Below are 19,719 nucleotides of genomic sequence, written 5' to 3'. Positions count from 1 at the left end.
GGAAACTCGTTGGTACCTAAGGGACGATTCGCGCTCGACGACGCCCTGACCGAGGGCCCGATGCAATCGGACACCGCCGTGGCGCTACCGTGCGCGGGTGATCCTGCTCACGGTCGGCCTGATTCTGTTGGGTGTTTTCGCGTTGCGCTTCCATCTCGATCGCCGGCGGTTGAGCAACGGGATCTATCTCTTGTCAGGCGTCCTCGTCCTAGGCGTGTGGGCGATCGGGTCGGGCGATCAGGTGGATCTCACGCTGGCGCTGGCCGGCCTGCTCGTGGTGCTCTCCCCGCTGGCGGTGCTGGTGCTCGCCGGGCTATTGCTGGCCAACGGCATGCAGATGCTGCGCCGGGAAGGGCTGCGGATCGCGAACCTGCTCTCGATCGGGCCGGGCGTCGTGCTGCTGGCGCCCTACGTGCTGCTCGGTGTCGCCATCGCGACCGGCAGCCTGCGGTCGGTGCTGCTCGCGTCACTGCTCATGGCTGTGAGCTACTTCGGCTTCGTGTTCACCGGCTTCGTGCTGTACTCGCTGCTCTACGGCCGGCTGCCGTACCAGCCCGGCATGGACGCGATCGTCGTGCACGGCTCCGGGTTGGTCGGCGCGCGGGTGCCGCCGCTGCTGGCCGCTCGCTTGGACCGTGCCGCCCAGATCTACTGGGCCGAACTGGCCGAAGGCCGCAAACCCGTGATCATCACCAGCGGCGGCAAAGGCTCCGACGAGGCGGTATCGGAGGCGGCCGCGATGGCGGACTACCTGCTGGCCCGCGGCATCCCCGAGGACAGCGTGGCACGCGAGGAGAAGTCCACCACCACGCGGGAGAATCTGCTCTTCATCAAGCGGCTGCTCGGCGAGCGCGGCACCACGACCCGAATGGTGCTGGTAACCAGCAACTTTCATATCCTGCGCACCGCGATTCTGGCGCGCAGACTGCGCCTGGACGCGGAGGTGACCGGCGCGCGGACCGCCTTCTACTACCTGCCGAGCGCCGTCCTGCGCGAGTTCATCGCGATCGTCGTCGCCTACAAGTGGACCAACGCCCTCACCTGCCTGACGCTGGTATCGCTGCCGCTGGTGCTCGGTTTGGCCGCCGGCGAGTCGCTCACCGGCCGGTGAGCGACCTCAGGACGCGTCGACGCGTTCGTGCACGGTCAGCAGCAGATGGTCGAAGCGCGTGCGGAACCCGGCGCTGTCCTTGCTGATCATCCTGAGTTCGGCGACGAACTGCGCGGCCAGGTCGCGCAACTTGGTGTTGGTCTCCTGGGAACGCCAGCGCAGCACCCGGAACGCCTGCTCCGCGTTCACCCCGTAGGCCAGGATCAACGCGCCCTTGGCCTGCTCGATCACCGCCCTGGCCTCGATCACCTCGGGCAGGATCTCCTCGAAGACCTCTTGGCGTTGCTCTTCCAGCCGTTCGGTCACGTCGACGTAGTAGCCGGAGGTGCCGACGATCGCACCGTCCTCGTCGGTGAGCAGGTCGCCGACGACCACCACCTCACGCACCTCGTCCTTCGCATCGACGATCCGGTGCCTGCCGCAGAACGGCTGGCCGGTCTCGGCGGCCGCGGCGATGCAGCTGGCCACGTGCTCGCGGTCGTCGGGGTGCTTGTGCGACAGCAGCAGCTCGGTGGTCGGTTCCACCTCGCCGGGTGCGTAGCCGTACATCGCCGCCAGCTCGTCGGACCATTCCCACCGCTGATCGGCAAACCAGAAACGGAACCAGCCCGGTTCGGCGCAGGGGTCGACGCCGATGGTCTCCTCCATCGCCTGCACCACGCCCGGTGGCACCTCGTCGCCCAAACTCACGCGTCCAGTATCCGCCGAAACCTTCGCGCACCGCGAGGCGGCCCGTCATTGTGGCAGCAGCTGACTCACGAGGAGAACCATGAGAAGTGTGCTGCTCGCCCGACGGCTCGCGATCCTGGCGGTGGCCGGGGCCCTCCTGCCTGCCCTCACCGCCTGCGCGGAGCGCCGCGCCGATCCACCCGCGACCGAGCCCGCCACCACCGCGGGACCGGTCGCCGACGAATCCGCCTTCGTCTCCATCACCGCCGTCGATCCGACGATCCTGGTCGACGCCCGGTACTACGGGGAACACAACTTCCTCGGCACCCGGGTCAACGGCTACGAGGCACCGAAATGCCTGCTGACCAAGCAGGCGGCCGCCGCTTTGGCTCAGGTGCAACAGGAGTTGCGGCCGATGAACCTCACGCTGAAGACCTACGACTGCTATCGGCCGCAGCGGGCGGTCGACCATTTCGTGGCCTGGGCCAAGGACCTGGGCGACGTGAAGATGAAACAGGAGTTCTACCCCACCGTGGCGAAGGCGAATCTGTTCCGCGACGGCTACATCGCCGAGAAATCCGGGCACAGTCGCGGCAGCACAGTGGATCTCGCCATCGTCGCGTTGCCCGCCGCCGACCCCGAGCCCTACCGCGCCGGTGATCCGCTGCGCGCCTGCTTCCTGCCCGCCGAGCAGCGATTCCACGACAACATCCTCGACTTCGGCACCGGTTACGACTGCTTCGACCCCGCCGCGCACACCGCCAACCCCGCCACCGGCGGCAACCAGCGCGCCGTGCGGACGCTGCTGACCGAACTGATGGACGATCACGGCTTCACCAATCTGCCCGAAGAGTGGTGGCACTTCACCCTGAAAGACGAGCCCTTCCCGAAGACCTTTTTCGACTTCCCCGTGCGCTGAGCGCGATCGACCTTGCGGCGGGGGTGCACACGGGACGCGCGGGCTCCTACACTGAGAAAACTGCGGCACGGTCGAGCGTCGAAGCGGCCCGCATTCGGCGATCGGCATCCATCGAAGTCTTGATCCGCTCGCCGGTTGCGTTGCCCGGCCCGTTCCATGGAAGAGGCGCCATGCCCGATCCATCACACGTCAAGGTCTGTTTGTTCGGGCAGGATTGCCGCTGCCCCAGCATCACCGTATTCCTCGCGCCGGAACCGCTGCTGCCCGGCGGCAGCATCCTGCATCTGCTCGAACAAGCGCCCCTGAGCGCGGACACCGGACCGAGCCCCGACGCCGACCTGATCGACCGGGTACAGGCCGAATCGGCCGACGCCGATCGAACGGCCCTGTTGCACACCGAGTTCCGCGCGTTTCTGGCGGGCCTGCCCGAACCCGGGCAGGTCGGGACCATCCTGCACGACCATCAGATCAGCGCCACCGCACCGGTCGGCCTCGATCTCGACGATCCCGCCGAGCTGACCCGGCTGGCGCTACTTCCCGAGCACCCCATCGGTTTTCGCCGCACCGCGGACTTCCGCGAGGCGGCCATGCGCCGTGCGATGGCGCTCGTCTATCGGCACTTCGAGGTCGACCAGCGCGTCCGGCTCATGTATCACGGCTTCGCCGATCCGAGCACCGGCTGGTTCGCGCTGCGCACCGCGAGCGCCTGAGGGTCGATCAGGGTTTGCGGGCGACGCCGCCGTAAGCCCCGGACCGCTCCGGGAACTCGCCGATATCCGCGGCGTTCTCCGGTCGCCAGAGCGGCAGGTGCACGAGCCCCGGGTCGAGCAGGTCCCAGCCCACGAAGAACTCGGCGATCTCCGGCCGGCTGCGCAGCACGATCTCGGTCGAGGTGCGCCCGGACAGTTTCTGGGCCTCGAGCACCTCCTCGGGCTGTCCGTCGGCGGTGGCGTGGGTGATGGCCAGGTAGCTGCCGGGCACGACCGCGTCGCGCAGCCGGGCCACGCAGCCCGCCGGGTCGGCGTCGTCGGCGACGAAGTGCAGCACGCCGAGCGCGAGCACCGCCACCGGCTGCTCGAAATCGATCAGCTCCGCCACGGCCGGATCGGCCAGGATGGCTTCGGGGTCACCGATATCCGCGCGCACCACCGCCGCGGCGGGATTGCCGTCCAGAATGGCCCGGCTGTGCGCCACCGCGACCGGGTCGATATCGACGTAAACGACTCGCGCCGAAGGGTTTCGACCCTGGGCGACCTCGTGCACATTGCCGACGGTCGGGATGCCGGAGCCGATGTCGAGGAACTGGGTGATGCCCTCGTCGACCAGGAACCGTACGCATCGGCGCAGCAAATCCCGGTTGGCCCGCATGGTTTCGGCCACGTTGGGGGTGAAGGCCTCGATCTGCCTGGCCAGGGTCCGGTCGATCTCGAAGTTGTGCATGCCGCCGACGAAGTAGTCGTACACCCGGGAGGCGCTGGGCCGATCCAGATCGATTCCCTCGGGCGCCCAACTCGGTCTGGTCATCGATCCCGAACCCTCCTAGAAATATCGCCAGCTCACGATCGACGCGGCGAAAGCTTCGTCATCGTAGCCGGGTTCGCCCGTCGCCCGCAGTTGGGCGAGCGCCAGCAAACCGGACTACGATCAGAGCTTATGGCGTGGGATGCCGGGAGGGGTTCAGATCCTGGCGGACCGCACGCCGAACTGGCCGAGCAATGGGCGGCCGCGCTCGGTGGCGGACCGCGCGATCATGTCGTGCCCATGAGTTCGGCCGAATCCCGGTTGCTGCTCACGACGCTGGCCGAGGAATTCGCGATCGCCGCCGAGACCGGCGCGCCCGTCGAGCAGGTCTCGGAACTGGGTGCCCGGCTGGCGGAATCGCATTTCGTCGGCGACGAGGTGCTCGGCCGCACCCTGGCCGTGCTGAACACCTACCTCACCGAGGCCAGCGGCGTCCCCGCCGGGCGCGTGGCCGAATTGGTCGGCGCGTTCGCGACCGGCTACCTGCGCGCGTTCCGCGCCTGGCTGCTCGCCGAGCAGGAGAGCGTGCGCACCGCCGAGATCGCCGCCCGCCGGATGGTCGAGCAGCAGTTGCGCTCCAGCGAGGCCCGGCTGCGGGCGGTGTTCTCCCAGGCCGGCATCGGCACCGGTCTCTCCGATATGACCGGACGCATCATCGAGGTCAACAACGCCTTCGCGAACATGCTCGGCTACCGGCCCGAGGAGATGTGCCGGCTCTCGGTGACCGATCTGACCCACCCCGACGACGGCCCCGACATGTGGCAGAAGTACGCCGGGGTGCTCGCGGGCAAATACGACAACGTGCAGTTGGAGAAGGCGTACCGGCACCGGGACGGCGGCACGGTGTGGACCCATATCAACGTCTCGCTCATCCGGGACGAGCAGGGACAGCCGCAGTACACGCTGGTGCTGGTGGAGGACGTGTCCGAGCGACGGGCGCTGCGCGAACGGTTGCAGTACCGCGCGCACCACGACCAGCTGACCGGCCTGCCGAACCGATCGCGCTTCTTCGACGCGCTCGCGGCCGCGTTCGCCGACTGCACCAGGGTCGGGCTCTGCTACGTCGATCTGGACCATTTCAAGACCGTCAACGACACCTACGGGCACGCGGTCGGTGACGAGTTGCTCGCCCAGGCCGCCGCCCGGCTCAGTGCCTGCACCACGCGCGCCGATCAGCTCGTGGCCCGGATGGGCGGCGACGAGTTCGTGGTGCTCGTCCCACATTCCAGCGGCGTCGAGGAGATGGCCGCGGTGGCGCGCACGGTGTTGCACGCGCTGTCTCAGCCGTTCTATGTGCACGAGCACCATCTGGCGATCACCGCGAGCATCGGCGTGATGGAGGAGCGCGCGGATCGCTCGTCCACCGGCGACTTCCTGCAGGCCGCCGACACCAGCATGTACTGGGCCAAGGCCGCGGGCCGCGCCCGCTACGCGATTTTCGACGCCGATCGCGGCCGGCGCGAACACACCAGTGCCGAACTGTCCGCGGCGATGCCCTCGGCCATCCGGCACGGCGAGTTCTTCCTCGACTATCAGCCGATCGTCTCGCTCGCGGACGGCCAGACCGTCGCCGTCGAGGCGCTGGTGCGCTGGCGTCATCCCGATCTCGGCGTGCTCAGCCCGGCCCGTTTCGTCGACCTGGCCGAGGACAACGGCCATATCGGCGCGCTGGGCGCGGTGGTGCTCGAACGCGCCTGCCTGGACAGCCGGGAATGGCATACCCGCTACCCGCATACCCCGACCATCAGCGTGAACGTCTCGGCCGCCGAGGTGGCCGATCCGGCCTGGCTCGATCACGTGCAGCAGGTGATCGCGGAAACCGGCATCGAGGCGGGCCTGCTGCAACTGGAACTGACCGAGCGCGCGTTCATGCAGACCACGGGCCGGCCGCTGCGGGCATTGCACACGCTGGCCGAGTCGGGCGTGCGGATCGCCATCGACGATTTCGGCACCGGCTACTCGAATCTCGCCTACCTCGGGCAACTTCCGCTGCACGTGGTCAAGCTCGCGGGCCCGTTCGTCCAGCGCATCCGCACACCGGACACCGCGAGCCCGACCGACCTGTTGCTGCTCGAGACGATCATCGATCTCACCCACGCCCTCGGCTTCACCGTCACCGCCGAATGCGTCGAAACCCGCCACCAGGCCGACCAACTCCGCGACCTCGGCTGTGACACCGCACAGGGCTGGCACTTCCACTATCCGATGCCCGCCGACCAGGTGACGACCCTGCTCGGCAGCACGGCGGGCGCGAACGACGCCCTGTTCAGACGAAAACCTCTCGGCGACAAGTGATTCCGGCCGCCCCGGCGGCAATCTCGGGGCGGCCGTGGCATGTTCAGCGATCGGTGGTGCCCGGTGGATAGATCATCCGCTCGGGTGGGTTGCTGGTGCGGCGGGCCAGGGGGTAGTAGACCGCGGCGGTGAACACGATGCCGACGATCCAGGAAATATCTGCGCCGCCGAGCATTTCGGTGAGCGGGCCGGTGTAGAGCTGCTGGGCCAGGAACGGGACCTGCGCGAGAATGCCGAGGACGTAACAGGCCAGCGCGGTGACGTTCCAGCGCCCGTAGCGACCGTCCGGGTCGTAGAGGGCCGGAATGTCGATCCGCTCACGGGAGATCAGGTAGTAGTCGATCAGGTTGATCGCGCTCCACGGCGTGAACACCATGAGCAGCGTGAGCACGAAATTCTTGAAATTGTTCAGGAAGTCGGCGCTGGCCGCGAGCGCGATCAGCATCGACACCACCGTGAACCCGACGATGTAGGCGGCGCGGACGATCGGCGTGGCCCGCGATTGCCCGGTGAACGCGGTCACCGAGGTCAGGATGCACATGAAGCCGCCGTAGGCGTTGAGGCAGTTGACGGTCAGCTTGCCGACCACGATCACCAGGTAGATCAGCAAGCCGAGCACGAACGGCCCCGCCAGCGCACCGAGGAAGCCGACCTGGTTGCCCAGGAAGGCTTTTCCCGCCGCCGCCGCGACGATCGCGCCGAACGTCATCGACCACTGTGAGCCGAGCACACTCCCCGCGAAGGTCGCCCAGAAGGTGGTGCGGTCGCTGGTCGAGCGGGGCAGGTAGCGCGAATAGTCGGCCACGTACGGCCCGAAGGTGAGCTGCCAGCCCGCGCCGAGCGAGATGGCCAGCACGAAAGTGGCCGCATCGAACGGCTCCGCCCCGAGCAGGGCGCGCACGTCGTATTCCGCGGCGAGCCGGACCGCGAGATAGCCGAAGCCCACGATGCCGACCACCGTGGCGATCCGGCCCACCACGTGGATGAGCCGGTATCCGGTCACCGCGACCACGGCGGTGAGCGCGCCGAACACGAGGATCCCGACCGTCGCGTCCTCGACGCGCAGGATCTTGTTCACCGCCTGACCGGCGAGCACCGTACCGGTCGCGGCGAACCCCAGGTACATGACGACGACGAGCAGCAACGGCAGCACGGCGCCGAAGACGCCGAATTGTGCTCGGCTGGAGATCATCTGCGGCAATCCGAGGCGGGGTCCCTGCGCCGAATGCAGTGCCATCACGATGCCGCCGAGGATGTTGCCGATCAGCAGGCCGAGGATCGCCCACAGCGCGTCGGCCCCGAACACCACCGCCAGCGCACCGTCGACGATCGCGGTGATCTGCATGTTCGCCCCGAACCAGAGGGTGAACTGGCTGCGCGGGGTGCCGTGCCGTTCGGCGTCGGGGATCACCTCGATGGTGCGCCGCTCGATCGGTCCCGTCGCGTCGATGCGCTCGTCCTGCGCCATGGGTCCGCCTTTCGTCCACGAGGCACGATCAGCGAAACGGCGTTGCCCCGGAGCAGCAGTATGCCGGATACCGGACGGTCTTGTACGGCGTTGCGGCGCAACCGGTTCCGCGAACCGCGGCTACCCGGTCGCGAGCGCCCGCGGCGATTCCGGCGCGGGCTCGGCCTTGATCCGCAGCAGCGCGCGGCAGATCGGATCCGCCATCACACCGGCCAACCGGGTGTAAGGCCAGATCGCGATGAACACCATCAGGATCAGGCCCCGGGCCTGATAGATGAGCGGCGCGTGCACCATGACGTCGGGTTGCGGGTGCAGGCTGAACAGCGACCGGAACCAGACGAAAAGCGTTTCGGCGGTGCGATATCCGCCTTCGGTGGAGTTCGGGTCGAACTTGATCGCCACCCAGGACAGCAGCGCGGTCACCATCAACGGGAAGGTGATGCGGTCGAACGGGCTGATCACCGGCCGGGCCGACCCACCGATGATATCGGGCACGAACAGCAATACCGCGCCGACCGCGGCCGCGACGAGCGCGCCGATTTCGACGAGGGCGAGCGCCACGTAGAGCGGGCCGTCCGGATGGCCGTGCGGCCCGGAGACGAGCAACTCGGTCACCCGCGCCGCGATCAGCACACCGATGCCGGCGCGCAGCGCGGTGGTGCCGAACCGCTGGCCGGGGTCGGTCTCCTCGCGATTGCCGAACCAACTGAACCGATCGTGCCGATAACGCCACACATGGCCGAGGACGAACGACAGAAACGCACTGTAGGGAAGCGTGATCCACAGCATCGACATCATCTGCCGACTCGCCTTCTGCATCGAGCTAATCGAAAACGAAACTATCCGGTGCACTACTTTCGCAGACCGCGAGTCACCAGGCAAGCATCGAAAGCCCCATTACCCAGCGTGTACTACCTTTGAACGACAGTGGATCCGGGGTGCGGCGCCGAGGCCGAGTCGGCCGGCGGGGCGGCCACCACGGCAGACAGGATGAAGGCCACCACCGCCGCGGTTTCGGCCACCGTCCGCTTAGAAATACGCATATCCCGATCCCCAACTGTGCACCGCACACCTCGTCGACACTCCCTGTCGAACGAACGGTATCCACCCGCGAACGGCGTTCCCAGACAGTACTTTTCCTGCCCCGGGAATCGGCGTTACCCCGCGCGTGCGCGTCAGCCCGAGGCAATCGCGGTGATGAGGGTGCGGGAGGCGAGCGTGCGGGTCGTGATGAGCTGGGTGAAGGTGCGCGGCTGTTCGCCTGGGTACTGCTCGGTGAGTTTCACCTCCCAGTGCGCGAGTCCGTCGTCACCGTCCTTGGCCCGGGTGACCAGGACGCAATAGCGGGTGCCGACGGGAGTCTGGTTGATCCCGCGCTGGATCTGGTCGGCGGGCGAGACGATCGCGTTGTCCGCGACCACCGCGCGCGCCCGATATCCGGAACGCTCCACGTAGTAGGCGTATTCGAACGCGAGGATGGCGTCCGGGCCGTTGGCGGTGCCGCCGGGATCGGTACCGGACACGAGGTCGGGCGTGCGCCGCTGTTCGCACCCCTGCGTCGCGATCGCCGAGGCCTGTGCGGGCGGTGCCGTGCTGGTCGCCGCCGTCGTCACCGCGCCGGGCGCGCGCACCGTCGAACTGGCCGCGGCGGGCTTGTCGTCGCCACCCAGACCGTTGATCGCGGTGTACAGGATCGAGACCACCGCGATCCCGACACCGAGCACGATCAGTACGGCGAGGATCCGATTGCCGTTCGATTGCCTGCTGCGCTGGCGGGTCGGGTGGCGCAGCGGTACGCCCGGGTGGATGCCGGACCGGTTGATGATCGCGGGCGGCGGGGCGACATTGTCGTCGTAGCCGGCGGCTCGATCGTCCTCGTCCGCGACGGGGACGCGCCGCCGTTCCGGCGCCACCGACGGCTCCGGTACCTGCTCGGCCGTCCGCGGCGGCGGATCCAGCCACTGCTCCCAGTCACCGGTGCGCCGCGGCCGGGCAGCCGGTGCGTCCGGGTTCGGCTCGGGCACGTAGACCTCCGGATCTCGGCGGCGCACCGGCGACCGGCGACCGGACGGACGCCGCCGCTTGCGCGCCTTGCCGACGGGCGTGCGCACCATGGGCAGTCCGGTATCGAACGGATTGCCCTGCCCCTCTTGCCGACCCGGAGAATTCGGGTCAGAGGGTGTCATCGTCGTAGTCGCCGAGCACCGGTGTCACGGCGACCACCGCGGTCGGCACGGTCACGCCGAGCTGGCCTTCGCGGGGCTTGTGCTCCCGATCGTCGGGCGGCGGCGACGGCGGCAACGCGACGCCGCCGGTGGTGCCCGGCGGGTGCGGCTGATCCGGCGCGGCGGAACGCGACGGCGCGTCGTCCACCACCGGTGGCGCCGGGGCGGGCGCGGGGGCCGGCCTCGACTCCGGTTTCGGCGGCGCCTCGTTCGCGGTCGGCGCGGAACCCGGCCCGGCCGACGGAATCACACTGCTCGGACCGCTGGGACCACTCGGTGCCGGGGTACGCACGCCCGCACCGAAATCGAACAGCTTCGGCGAGGCACTCGGATTCGACGAGCCGTTCGGCCCGTCGCCGGTGGTGCTGCCGGGCCGGATCGCCTCGGTCACGGCCTTGTCCGCGCCGGCCGCCACCGTATCGATGGCGTGCGTGCCGACCTCGGCGACCTTGTCGATGATGTGGGTGCCGACGCCGGCGATCTTGTCGATGATGTTCGTGCCGATATCGACGCCCGCGTTGATCGCCGCCGTGCCGACCTGCACCCCCGCCGAGATCAACTGCTGCTGCAACTGCAGTTGCGCGGCCAGCGCCGGATCCATCGGCTGCCCGTTGGCGGTCGTGCCCGGCACGTATTGGCTCGTCACACCGGGCGGGTAGGTGCCGGAGGAGTACGGCCCGGACGAGTAGGGCTGCGCCGTGGTGACCCCGGACGGCTGCGTGACCGTGAGCGGGCCCATCGCGTCGAGCCGCCTGCTGTGGTCGTCCATTTCGGTCTGCGCGGCGTTCACCGTGGTGAGCGCGTCCCGCAGGGCCTGGGTGGCCCGCGCGATCACCGCGTCGGTGTCGGGCGCGGCGGTGGCGTTGCCGAGGATCTGGCGGGCGTCGCTGCGGAAGTCGGCGATGATCTGATCGACCGTGCGCGCGGCGCGGGCGCTGGTGGCGTGTGCGTCACCGAGCACGCTCAGGTAAGCCGGTCCGCGGTCGGAGATTTCGCCGATCTCGGTCTGTGTGGTACGCAGCGCGGGCACCGCGGCGTCGGCGCCGCGCGAGGTCCAGGTCGACTCCAGGGCGTGCAGGCCGTCGCGGTGCGGGCCCTCGGTATCGGCGGCCTGGGTGCTCGCGGCGGACAGCGCGGCGGTCGCGGTCTGATTCGGCACGGCGACCCCCGAACCGAGCGTGGACCGCAGTTGCAGCAGCGGCCGCACCAGCGCGGCGACGATCGGAGGATCGACATTCGGGTCGAGATAGGTCGTTGCGGGCACGGCATTATCGGTGCGCGCCGGCGCGGCCGCGGGCCGTCTGCGTAGTCCGGACAGGCTTCTCATGTCAGCGTCTCCCCCGTCCGGGTGATGGCGCCCGCGGTGTCGCCGTCGACACCCTGCATATTCGCGGTGTAGTCGCGCAGTACCTGCCCATAGGTGCCGACCAACTGGCCCGCGGTCGAGAGCGCCTGCGCGTGTTCGGAGACCGCCGTGGCGAAGCGCGCCGCGAAGTCGGCGCCGATCAGTCCGAGGTCGGCGGCGAGCTGGTCTTGATTCACCGCACCGGACGCCACGGCCGACGCCGAGGCGAGTTGCTGGGAGACCGCGTCCGCGATCGCGGTGTATGCGGCTACCGCCGCCGGGTCGAGCTTCAGCGTGTCCACCGTTCCCCTCCCGGGTTACCAGTCCTTCGCTACCGCGACATGATTCGAGGACAAGCCTACTGCGCGACCTGGACACCTGCGTCAGATCTTCGCTTGTCGCTCCGCTGAGTATGGCAATCAACGTGCGCGCTGTCATGCGCTGGCCCGGCACTTCGTCGAATTGATGCTCGAGGGGTTACCTCGGGTTGCCGGAAGCACTAGGCTTGACTCTTTGTGCACGGCAGTGTGGAGGGGGACGGGAAAGTCGCTGCGACCGGGCACCCTTGGCGGGTCATCGCGGTATACGCCCAGTTGGCACGGGCCGGGTTCCGGCGGCAGTCCCAGTACAAGCTGGCGATGTTCGCCGGACTGTGCACCAATTGCGTGTTCGGCTTCGTCCGGGCCGCGGTGATGCTGGCCGCGGTGCGGGCGGCGGGCGACTTCGGCGGCTACACCGAAGGTTCCATCGGCGCCTACGTCTGGTTGTCGCAGGGGCTGCTCGGCGCGCTGCAGTTCATGGGGCCGCCGCTCGACCTGTCGGATCGAGTGCGCAACGGCGACATCGCGATCGACTTCCTGCGTCCGGTCGACATCCAGCTCGGCTATCTGGCCGGCGATATCGGACGCGCGGCGTGCACGATCCTGCCGCGCGGGGTGCCGAGCGTGTTGATCGGCGTGCTGACCTTCGGCCTGGCGATGCCGACCACGCCGGGCCCCTACCTGCTGGGGACGGTGAGTGTGCTGCTCGCCGTTGCCCTCTCGTTCCTCTGCCTGTTCGTGGTCGCGCTGATCGGTTTCTGGGTGGTCGAGACCCGCGGCATCCGGGTGGTGTACCAGATCTGCGGCACGTTCCTGGCCGGGCTCTTCGTGCCGGTGCACATGTTCCCGCTCTGGCTGCGCACGATCGCGCAGGCGACACCGTTCCCGTCCATCCTGCAAGCCCCGATCGACGTGCTGTCCGGCCGGACGACCGGCACGGCGGCGGTGGGCGTGCTGGCGGTGCAGGTGTTCTGGGTGCTGCTGATCGGCCTGGCCGGGCGGCTGCTGCTGGCCGCGGGCCGGCGCAAGCTGGAGGTGCAGGGTGGCTGAGCGGGCCGCCGCCGCGGGCACCTGGTTCACCCCGTACGCGGCGGTGCTGCGCTCGCGGATCCGCGCGCAGCGGTCCTACCGGTTGTCTTTCGCCAGTGAGGTTTTCGGCGCGTTCCTGATCGGCCTCGTCGAATTCGCCGAGGTGTGGGTGATCTTCCACAACGTCCGGGTGCTCGGCGGGCTGGATCTGAACGCCGCGCTGCTGCTCTTCGGCTTCGGGCAATCGACCTTCGCGCTGGCGCAGGTCCTGTTCGGCCATCTGGACACGCTGCCGACGCTGATCCGGATGGGCCAGCTCGACGCCTACCATCTGCGCCCGCAGCCGCTGCTGCTGCAACTGATCACCAGCGATATCTCACTGCGCCGCTTCGCCCGGGCCGCGGTCGCGATCGTGGTGCTCGGCATCGGGCTGTGGCGCAACGACATCGATTGGAGCCCAGCGACTCTCGCCCTGATCGCACTCACCCTGGTGAGCGGCGTCGCCCTGTTCGGCGGGATCTTCGTGTGCGCGGCGGGATTACAGTTCTATTTGATCGACGGAGCCGAACTCACCAACAGTTTCACCTATGGCGGTTCGTTCGCCGCGGTCCAACCGGCCACGGTGTTCCCGATGCCGCTGCGGGTGCTGTTCGGCTTCGCGATTCCGGTGTCGTTCACGGCCTACCTACCCACCATCGCGCTGCTCGACTTGCCCGGCCCGCCGCTGCTACCCGCGTGGCTGGCGTGGTTCGTCCCGCTCGCGGTGCTGTGGGTGTGGCTGCTGGCACTGATGCTCTGGCGCTTCGGTACCCGGCACTATCAAGGAGGGGGCGGCTAGCATGGCGAATCCCGGTGCGGCAGCAGCCATCATCGATATCGAGAACCTGACCAGAGAATTCACCCTGTCCCGCAAGGACGGCCGCCGGTGGCGGCGGCGACGCGAGACCTTGACCGCGGTGGACCGGATGACTTTCCGGATCGAGCGCGGCGCCGCGGTCGGCTATATCGGCGCCAACGGCGCGGGCAAGTCCACCACCATCAAAATGCTCACCGGCATCCTGGTGCCCACCGCGGGCCGCGTGCGCACCTGCGGGCTGGAACCGGTCCGGCAGCGGCGCGAACTGGCCGCCCGGATCGGCGTCGTCTTCGGACAGCGCTCCCAGCTCTGGTGGGACCTGCCGCTGCGCGAATCGTTTTCGATCCTCGCGGCCATCCACCGGCTGGAACCCGATGCCGCGCGCAAACGGGAGCACGAGCTGGTCGAGCAACTGGAGATGGCCGAGACGCTGGACACGCCGGTGCGCCAGCTCTCGCTGGGCCAGCGCATGCGCGCGGAAGTGGCCGCCGCCCTGCTGCACTCACCCGAGCTGGTGATTCTGGACGAACCGACGATCGGGCTCGACGTGCTGTCCAAGCAACGCCTGCGCGAGTTCCTGCGCGCCGAACGCGCCGAGCGCGGCACCACGCTGCTGCTCACCACCCACGACATGGGCGACATCGAAAGACTGTGCGGCCGAGTGCTCGTCGTGGATCACGGACACCTGGTCTACGACGGGTCGCTGACCGGGCTGGCCGCCACGGTGGGGGCGCGTCGCGTCCTCGTCGTCGATCTGGCCGAGCCCACACCGGATCTCGACGATCTGCCGTGCGCGCAACTGCTCGAATCCGAAGGCGGCGGCATGCGCCAGCGGCTGGCCTTCGATCCGGAACAGACCACCGCCGCGCAGCTGCTCGCGCTGGTCTCCGAGCGCGCCGAGGTGCGGGATCTGTCCATCGAGGAGCCCGAAATCGAGGACGTGGTCCGGCGGATATACGAATCCGCCCGCTGAACCAGCGGGCGGATCCGGTGCGAAGGTGCTTGGGCGTCAGCGGGTTTCGCGGGCACCCTGATCGAGCCGGAACGGCGGGTATTCGTCGCGCATCAGGGTGGCGTAGGCCTGCACCCGAATGCTCCAGCGGCTGATGCCGAGCAGGAAGTCGTACACGCCCTGCGGGTACCGGGCGGTGAACAGCAACCCGATCACCGCCACCAGGACCAGAATGCTGGTCAGCGAAATACTCGTGCTGCCGGCCCAGGAGTCGCCGTCGCCCATCGCGAACGCCGCCCCACCGGCCATCATCGCGGCCAGGATCAGATAGTGCGGAATGGCCAGCAGCCACCACTTCACCAACACCAGGCCACGGCTGAGCCGTTCGGGGTAGTCGACCTCGAGATCGGCCGGGTACTCCGCGTTCGGTTGCAGGCTGAACGGCGGGTACTTGTCGGTGCCGAGCACCGACAGCGCGTAGAACTCCACCCGCCACGTCCACCGCATGACACCGACATTGAAGTCGAACAGCGCCTTCGGATACTTGGCGGTGAACAGAATCGCGAAGAACGCGACTATCGTGAGCACGATATAACCGATGTGCAGGAAGAACAGCACGATGTAATGCGGAATGGCGAGAAGCCATTTCACCAACCACATCCAGCGTGACAGTGCCGGATCCAGATCACCGCGCACACGAATCGGAGCGACCGCGTCGACCGCTTTCGCGGCAATCTCGGGATTTTCGGGTTCCATGATCGACGCCCCTTTCAGATGCTTTCGATCCACGCCGCGAACAAATGCGACTTGCATCGATTGTCACGTACCCGAAGTGCGCGAACGCCACGATCTGATATCGACACGCCGACGAATAGATGTGCGGAGGCGGGCGGTGCACACCGCCGCCGTAATCGCGCTACTCCAGCGGCCGGCTCAGCGGCACGTTGACGAAGCTCGGCGCCGCTGGGTCGAGCACCAGGTGCTGCGAGGTCAGCGCGTTGCGGATGCCACCGTCGAACAACAGCGGCGGCGGCAGGAAGCCGCGCGGGAAGTTGCTGGCGAAGACGTTGACGCGCAACCGATGTCCCGGCTTCAGCACGGCGTCGAGCGGATTCACCGCGACGTCCAGAGCGGTCGGCTGACCGGGCACCAGCGGCTGACGGTCGGCCAGCGTCAGCTTGTACACGGTGTGCGTGTAGTCGCCGTCGGCGTCCTTCTCGCTCTTGTCGTCGTCGACCGCGCGCAGCGACGCCGCGAGCTGCCCGCTGGCCAGCACTGTCGACTGCCCGTCCGGCGCAACGTCGTTCACGCTGACCGCCCAGTAACCCTCGATGTTGTCGTACATCGTGTTCAGGTGCACCGTGATCGGGCCGGACAGCACGGTCGGCTCGGTCACCGGGGCGCCGGTGAAGGTGAGCCCGCCCGTCTCGTGGATCCGATCGTCACGGCCGCAGAAGTTGAAAATGCTGAGCACGCCGGTGGATTCGACGGCCGAGTCGCGCGAGCACAGCGAGGTGATTCCGGTAACCGGTGAAACGGTCAGCCGAGCCGCGTCCTGCGGCGTCTGCGCGCTCAGCGAACCGTCGTAGACGCTGTTCGCGGTGCCGCTGCGGACCGGCGAGAGGTACATGCGCTGATATTCCATGCCGGGCCGCGGGAAGGCCGGCGCGGTGGTCCAGCCGCCGCCCTGCTGCCACAGCGCGACCGGCCCGTACTGATCGATGCCGTTGTCGATTCCCTTGAGCCACTTGTCGAACCACGCCATCTGCAAGACGTCCAGCCGCGGCGGCCGCCCCGGATTGCCCAGTCCGGAACCGGGATTGATGTGGTACGTATCGCCCATGATCAGCTTCTTGCGCTCCGGCGGCAGCGGAATGTCACCGAACGAGCGCGCACTCGACGAGGCGAAGATGTCCTGCCAGCCGCCGTAGGCGAAGGTAGGCACCCGGATATCCTCCGGGTGACTGTCGGTCCACGCGTTGCGCAGCGGACTACCGGGCAACAGCTGCTGCTTCAGCGGTTCGGGCACCGAATCCACCGAGAGCGACAACGCCATCAGAATGTAGTCGAAGAACTCCAGCGGCGTCTGGACCCGGTCCATCAGCCATTTCATATCCAGATGACCGAGGGCGATGCCCACCGGGTCGGGGAAATTGGAGATCAGGTCGATCGCGGCGATGTAGAGCGGGCCGAACAGCCCCACTCCGCCGCCGGGAAACGCGACATCGGTGAGCGTATCGGTACTGCCCTCGACCGGGAAGATGGCCTTGAGCGCGGGCGGATTCTGTTCGGCTGCCTTGAATTGATTGATGCCGGAGTACGAGATACCCGACATACCGATATTGCCGTCCGACCACAGCTGCTTGCTCGCCCAGTCGATCAGTTCGACGGTGTCCTGAGTCTCCCGGCTCTGGAAGAACCTCCAGTCGCCCTGGGAATAACCGGTACCGCGTACGTCGGCCACGATGTAGGTGTAGCCCTGTTGCACCAGCTTGCGATCCGCGCCGAACGTCCGTGCGGCGCCGCCGCTGAGCGCCCTGGTGAGATCGGTGATCGAGTCGAACGGGGTGCCACCGAAATCGAATCGGTTCACCAGCTCGATCAGCGCATCCGAGAGCACCGGGATGTTCAGCGCGAGATCGGCGATCAGGGACACGAATTTCGTATATGGGGTCAGGTTGACGATGGTCGGCAGCGGTTCGTCGACAATCCGGCCCGCCGCATCCACCGGACGATAGATGTTGGCCTTCAGCACCGTTCCGTCGCTCATGGTGACCGGCACATCGAAGTCGATGTGCACGGGCCCGGGGTATCTCGGCGGGCCGTCGTGCGCCGCGAGCCACGCCGCGGCGAGCGCGCCACCGTCGGGCGGCGTCTCGGCGACGGCCGTGCTCGGCACGACCCACAGTGCGGTCATGGCGGCCGCCACCGCCATGACCCCGGCCCGTGCCGCGGCACGGCGAACTGTCCTCATCGTCATCGAACCTCCTGGCAGACCCGCTTAAAAACATCGCCGTACCCAACTGGGATGTGAGAGTAACCGGGACCACATCCGGCGGGCAAGTATGAGACGGATCACTATCGTGAAGGTGACTATCCTCAGAGGATGGGACTCGAAGCCGGCGTCGACCGCGGCCGCCTACCGCGCGGCACCCACGGCATGGCGCCGGAGGCGGTCGCGCACTCGCAACGCATGCGGATGTATCTCGGCGTGCTCGAGGCGGTGGCCGAACGCGGCTATGCCGCAACGACAGTCGGCGATATCGTGGCCCGCGCCAGCGTCTCCCGGCGCACCTTCTACGAGCTGTTCCGCGGCCGCGACGACTGCTTCACCGAAGCCTTCGAGGCCGCGGTGGACCTGGTGCTCGGCGAACTCGACACCAGCGTGCACGCCACGCCGCGCTCGGAATGGCGGGTGCTGATCCGCCGGACGCTGGACACCTACCTGCGCGTGCTGTCCGAGAACGGCGTCTACGCCCGGGCGCTGCACATCGAGTGCCTGGTAGCCGGGCCGATCGTCGCGCAGCAGCGGCGGGCGATGAAAACGCTGCTCGCCAACCGCATGCACGCCGCCTTCCGGATCGGGCGCACCGCGGGCGATATCCCGGTGGACGTCCCGCCCGAAATCTTCGAGGCGCTCATCGGCGCCGTGGACGACCGCATCCGCGACTGCCTGGACGGTCCTGGGGCACAGGCACTACCGGACCTCGGTGCACACCTGTACCAGATCACCATGGCCCTGTTCGGCGTACCGGATTGGAACCAGGACTAGCCGGGCCCGGTGCCCTGCGCCGAGTAGAGGCTCACTTCGCCGTCCTCGCTGAGGAAGGCGTTCACCAGCATCATGCGCTGCGCCTGCAGTTCGTCCGGGTCAGGGGCCTCGGTGGTGATCGAGATCTGCGGTATCGCGGCCCAGTTCACCACGTAGCGCTCCGGCGGACCGTCGTTGTCGGACAGGCGGGCGAGCCGGAACACCGAAACGGTCTTGCGCACGATGAGGGTGCGCACCACCTCGCCGATTCGCTCCGGGTCTTCCAGCGCGAACATGAACCCGAAGGTGAGCTCGGGCGATGACACGTAGGCAGGCACGAATATCGAGGCTAGCCGATCGCGCGGCGGCCCGCAGCCGCCGCGCCGAACCGGTTGCTGCCCATGAACTGAGGATGCGATGTCGGAAACTGCGACGGTATCCGCATGTGACCGCTCCGTGACGGATCATAACGATTCATCGGCGCCGGATAGATTTGTACACCATACTATTGCGCGGATTCGACAACCGCGCTTTCCTGAAAGAGTCCCGATTTCTCGGGCCGTCTTCCTCATCGCATCGTCGCGGATTTCCCGGTTTCTTTGCCGTGCTGGTGGACTGTTGGGGGTGGCGTCCGAGCGCGGGGCTGCGCCGGAGCCGAGGGGTGCCCCTCCCCGAAATCCCCCTCGGCCCTGGCGCATCCAGAATTGGATCGTGACCGCAGGGGTGTGCACATGCCTACCGAATACGCAGGCGTCCGTATCGGCATCGAAGAGTTGCCACCACCCGCGGAGTTGTTGCGCGCCTTCCGAAACGAGCCGAATCACCGCAAGCACAGCGTGCTCACCGCCGCCCGCGAACTCGTCGAATGCCATGAGCGACGGCGTAATGCGCTCGAGGCCGCGCACGCACCGGGCGTCACCACCGGCCGCGTGGTGGCGTGCGGTCAGCTCATCGAGGACATCGACACCCACCGGGCCGAACTCGTCGCGCGCATCGACAGCTGGGTCGCGGGCAACGTCGAGCACCGCGGCGGCGCCTCGCTGCACACCGAGACCCTCGGCGCGGTCATCGATCGGCTGGCGGCGAAATGGATTGCGGCACAACAGGCTTTGCGAAAGGCGCCGCAGCAGGCGCACCGCGTGCAGGTGGACGGGGAAGCCCACCTGCAGTGGTGCAGGCTCGCCGAGCTGACCGACGGATACCGCGACCTGATCACCGACGTCACCGAGCACCGGCGCAGGCTGCCGGTGTGGTGATC

General features: G+C 68.0%; 19 protein-coding genes. 9 read left to right on the top strand and 10 right to left on the bottom strand.

All coding sequences use genetic code 11. The features are described from left to right. The first annotated feature begins 97 nt into the window (after positions 1–97). A complete protein-coding gene (locus tag TY25_RS37775) occupies positions 98–1,111 on the top strand; it encodes a YdcF family protein (protein ID WP_042264615.1) in 1,014 nt (337 codons plus the stop codon). Between the two features lie 6 nt (positions 1,112–1,117). Here TY25_RS37775 and TY25_RS37770 read toward each other — a convergent pair whose 3' ends face one another. Further along, on the bottom strand, positions 1,118–1,801 hold the full coding sequence (locus TY25_RS37770; RefSeq protein ID WP_081869361.1) for a PAS and ANTAR domain-containing protein: 684 nt from the start codon (positions 1,799–1,801) through the stop codon (positions 1,118–1,120). A gap of 79 nt (positions 1,802–1,880) precedes the next feature. Between TY25_RS37770 and TY25_RS37765 the strand changes: the two genes are divergently transcribed. Beyond that, positions 1,881–2,699, top strand: coding sequence for a M15 family metallopeptidase (locus tag TY25_RS37765; RefSeq protein WP_042264613.1), 819 nt, complete (start codon positions 1,881–1,883; stop codon positions 2,697–2,699). A gap of 170 nt (positions 2,700–2,869) precedes the next feature. Beyond that, positions 2,870–3,409: a hypothetical protein gene (locus TY25_RS37760; protein WP_042264610.1), complete on the top strand. Its 540-nt coding sequence runs from the start codon at positions 2,870–2,872 to the stop codon at positions 3,407–3,409. A gap of 7 nt (positions 3,410–3,416) precedes the next feature. Here TY25_RS37760 and TY25_RS37755 read toward each other — a convergent pair whose 3' ends face one another. Next, on the bottom strand, positions 3,417–4,223 hold the full coding sequence (locus TY25_RS37755; RefSeq protein ID WP_042264609.1) for an SAM-dependent methyltransferase: 807 nt from the start codon (positions 4,221–4,223) through the stop codon (positions 3,417–3,419). 129 nt (positions 4,224–4,352) lie between these two features. On the opposite strand from TY25_RS37755, the gene TY25_RS37750 reads away from it, so the two are divergent. Then, positions 4,353–6,515: a putative bifunctional diguanylate cyclase/phosphodiesterase gene (locus tag TY25_RS37750; RefSeq protein WP_042264608.1), complete on the top strand. Its 2,163-nt coding sequence runs from the start codon at positions 4,353–4,355 to the stop codon at positions 6,513–6,515. A gap of 43 nt (positions 6,516–6,558) precedes the next feature. On the opposite strand, the gene TY25_RS37745 is transcribed toward TY25_RS37750, so the two are convergent. The 5 genes from TY25_RS37745 to TY25_RS37725 form a co-directional block, all read right to left on the bottom strand. Continuing rightward, complete coding sequence (locus TY25_RS37745) at positions 6,559–7,983, bottom strand: purine-cytosine permease family protein (protein WP_042264606.1); 1,425 nt, start codon at positions 7,981–7,983, stop codon at positions 6,559–6,561. A gap of 120 nt (positions 7,984–8,103) precedes the next feature. Continuing rightward, positions 8,104–8,802: a respiratory nitrate reductase subunit gamma gene (locus tag TY25_RS37740; protein WP_081869359.1), complete on the bottom strand. Its 699-nt coding sequence runs from the start codon at positions 8,800–8,802 to the stop codon at positions 8,104–8,106. Positions 8,803–9,158: 356 nt separating this feature from the next. Continuing rightward, positions 9,159–10,169 (bottom strand): DUF8176 domain-containing protein, encoded by a 1,011-nt coding sequence (locus tag TY25_RS41080; RefSeq protein ID WP_146154065.1) that lies wholly within the window; start codon positions 10,167–10,169, stop codon positions 9,159–9,161. After that, a complete protein-coding gene (locus TY25_RS37730) occupies positions 10,156–11,535 on the bottom strand; it encodes a hypothetical protein (RefSeq protein WP_042264599.1) in 1,380 nt (459 codons plus the stop codon). Before TY25_RS37730 ends, TY25_RS41080 begins: the two co-directional genes overlap by 14 nt. Beyond that, positions 11,532–11,855, bottom strand: a complete 324-nt coding sequence (locus tag TY25_RS37725) for a hypothetical protein (protein WP_014982463.1) — start codon at positions 11,853–11,855, stop codon at positions 11,532–11,534. The genes TY25_RS37730 and TY25_RS37725 overlap by 4 nt, the downstream gene beginning before the upstream one ends. Positions 11,856–12,068: 213 nt before the next feature. Between TY25_RS37725 and TY25_RS37720 the strand changes: the two genes are divergently transcribed. From TY25_RS37720 to TY25_RS37710, 3 genes are read left to right on the top strand one after another with little or no spacing between them, the layout of a single operon-like run. After that, positions 12,069–12,923 carry an ABC transporter permease gene (locus TY25_RS37720; RefSeq protein WP_081869358.1) on the top strand — a complete coding sequence of 285 codons (855 nt, stop codon included), beginning with the start codon at positions 12,069–12,071 and terminating at the stop codon, positions 12,921–12,923. After that, a complete protein-coding gene (locus tag TY25_RS37715) occupies positions 12,916–13,740 on the top strand; it encodes an ABC transporter permease (protein ID WP_042264597.1) in 825 nt (274 codons plus the stop codon). Before TY25_RS37720 ends, TY25_RS37715 begins: the two co-directional genes overlap by 8 nt. A gap of 1 nt (position 13,741) precedes the next feature. After that, positions 13,742–14,731 (top strand): ABC transporter ATP-binding protein, encoded by a 990-nt coding sequence (locus tag TY25_RS37710; RefSeq protein ID WP_042264595.1) that lies wholly within the window; start codon positions 13,742–13,744, stop codon positions 14,729–14,731. 36 nt (positions 14,732–14,767) lie between these two features. Here the strand turns inward: TY25_RS37710 and TY25_RS37705 are convergent, their stop codons facing one another. Beyond that, positions 14,768–15,466 (bottom strand): DUF4389 domain-containing protein, encoded by a 699-nt coding sequence (locus TY25_RS37705; RefSeq protein ID WP_042264888.1) that lies wholly within the window; start codon positions 15,464–15,466, stop codon positions 14,768–14,770. A 160-nt stretch (positions 15,467–15,626) separates the two neighbouring features. Beyond that, the gene (locus TY25_RS37700) at positions 15,627–17,690 is read right to left on the bottom strand and encodes a CocE/NonD family hydrolase (RefSeq protein ID WP_226887036.1); all 2,064 of its coding nucleotides are present in this window, start codon (positions 17,688–17,690) and stop codon (positions 15,627–15,629) included. Positions 17,691–17,816: 126 nt separating this feature from the next. Between TY25_RS37700 and TY25_RS37695 the strand changes: the two genes are divergently transcribed. After that, the gene (locus TY25_RS37695; protein ID WP_042264591.1) at positions 17,817–18,482 is read left to right on the top strand and encodes a TetR/AcrR family transcriptional regulator; all 666 of its coding nucleotides are present in this window, start codon (positions 17,817–17,819) and stop codon (positions 18,480–18,482) included. Here the strand turns inward: TY25_RS37695 and TY25_RS37690 are convergent. Next, a complete protein-coding gene (locus TY25_RS37690) occupies positions 18,479–18,799 on the bottom strand; it encodes a hypothetical protein (RefSeq protein ID WP_042264589.1) in 321 nt (106 codons plus the stop codon). The two genes, TY25_RS37695 and TY25_RS37690, sit on opposite strands and share 4 nt — an antisense overlap. Before the next feature lie 393 nt (positions 18,800–19,192). Between TY25_RS37690 and TY25_RS37685 the strand changes: the two genes are divergently transcribed. Next, complete coding sequence (locus TY25_RS37685; RefSeq protein ID WP_226887037.1) at positions 19,193–19,717, top strand: DUF4254 domain-containing protein; 525 nt, start codon at positions 19,193–19,195, stop codon at positions 19,715–19,717. The last annotated feature ends 2 nt before the right edge of the window (positions 19,718–19,719 follow it).

Source organism: Nocardia brasiliensis NBRC 14402, assembly GCF_000308475.2.
In the GTDB taxonomy this organism is placed as follows: Bacteria; Actinomycetota; Actinomycetes; order Mycobacteriales; family Mycobacteriaceae; genus Nocardia; species Nocardia brasiliensis.
Note: the sequence above shows the minus strand (reverse complement) of the source record. Positions and strands in the feature narration are given on the sequence as shown.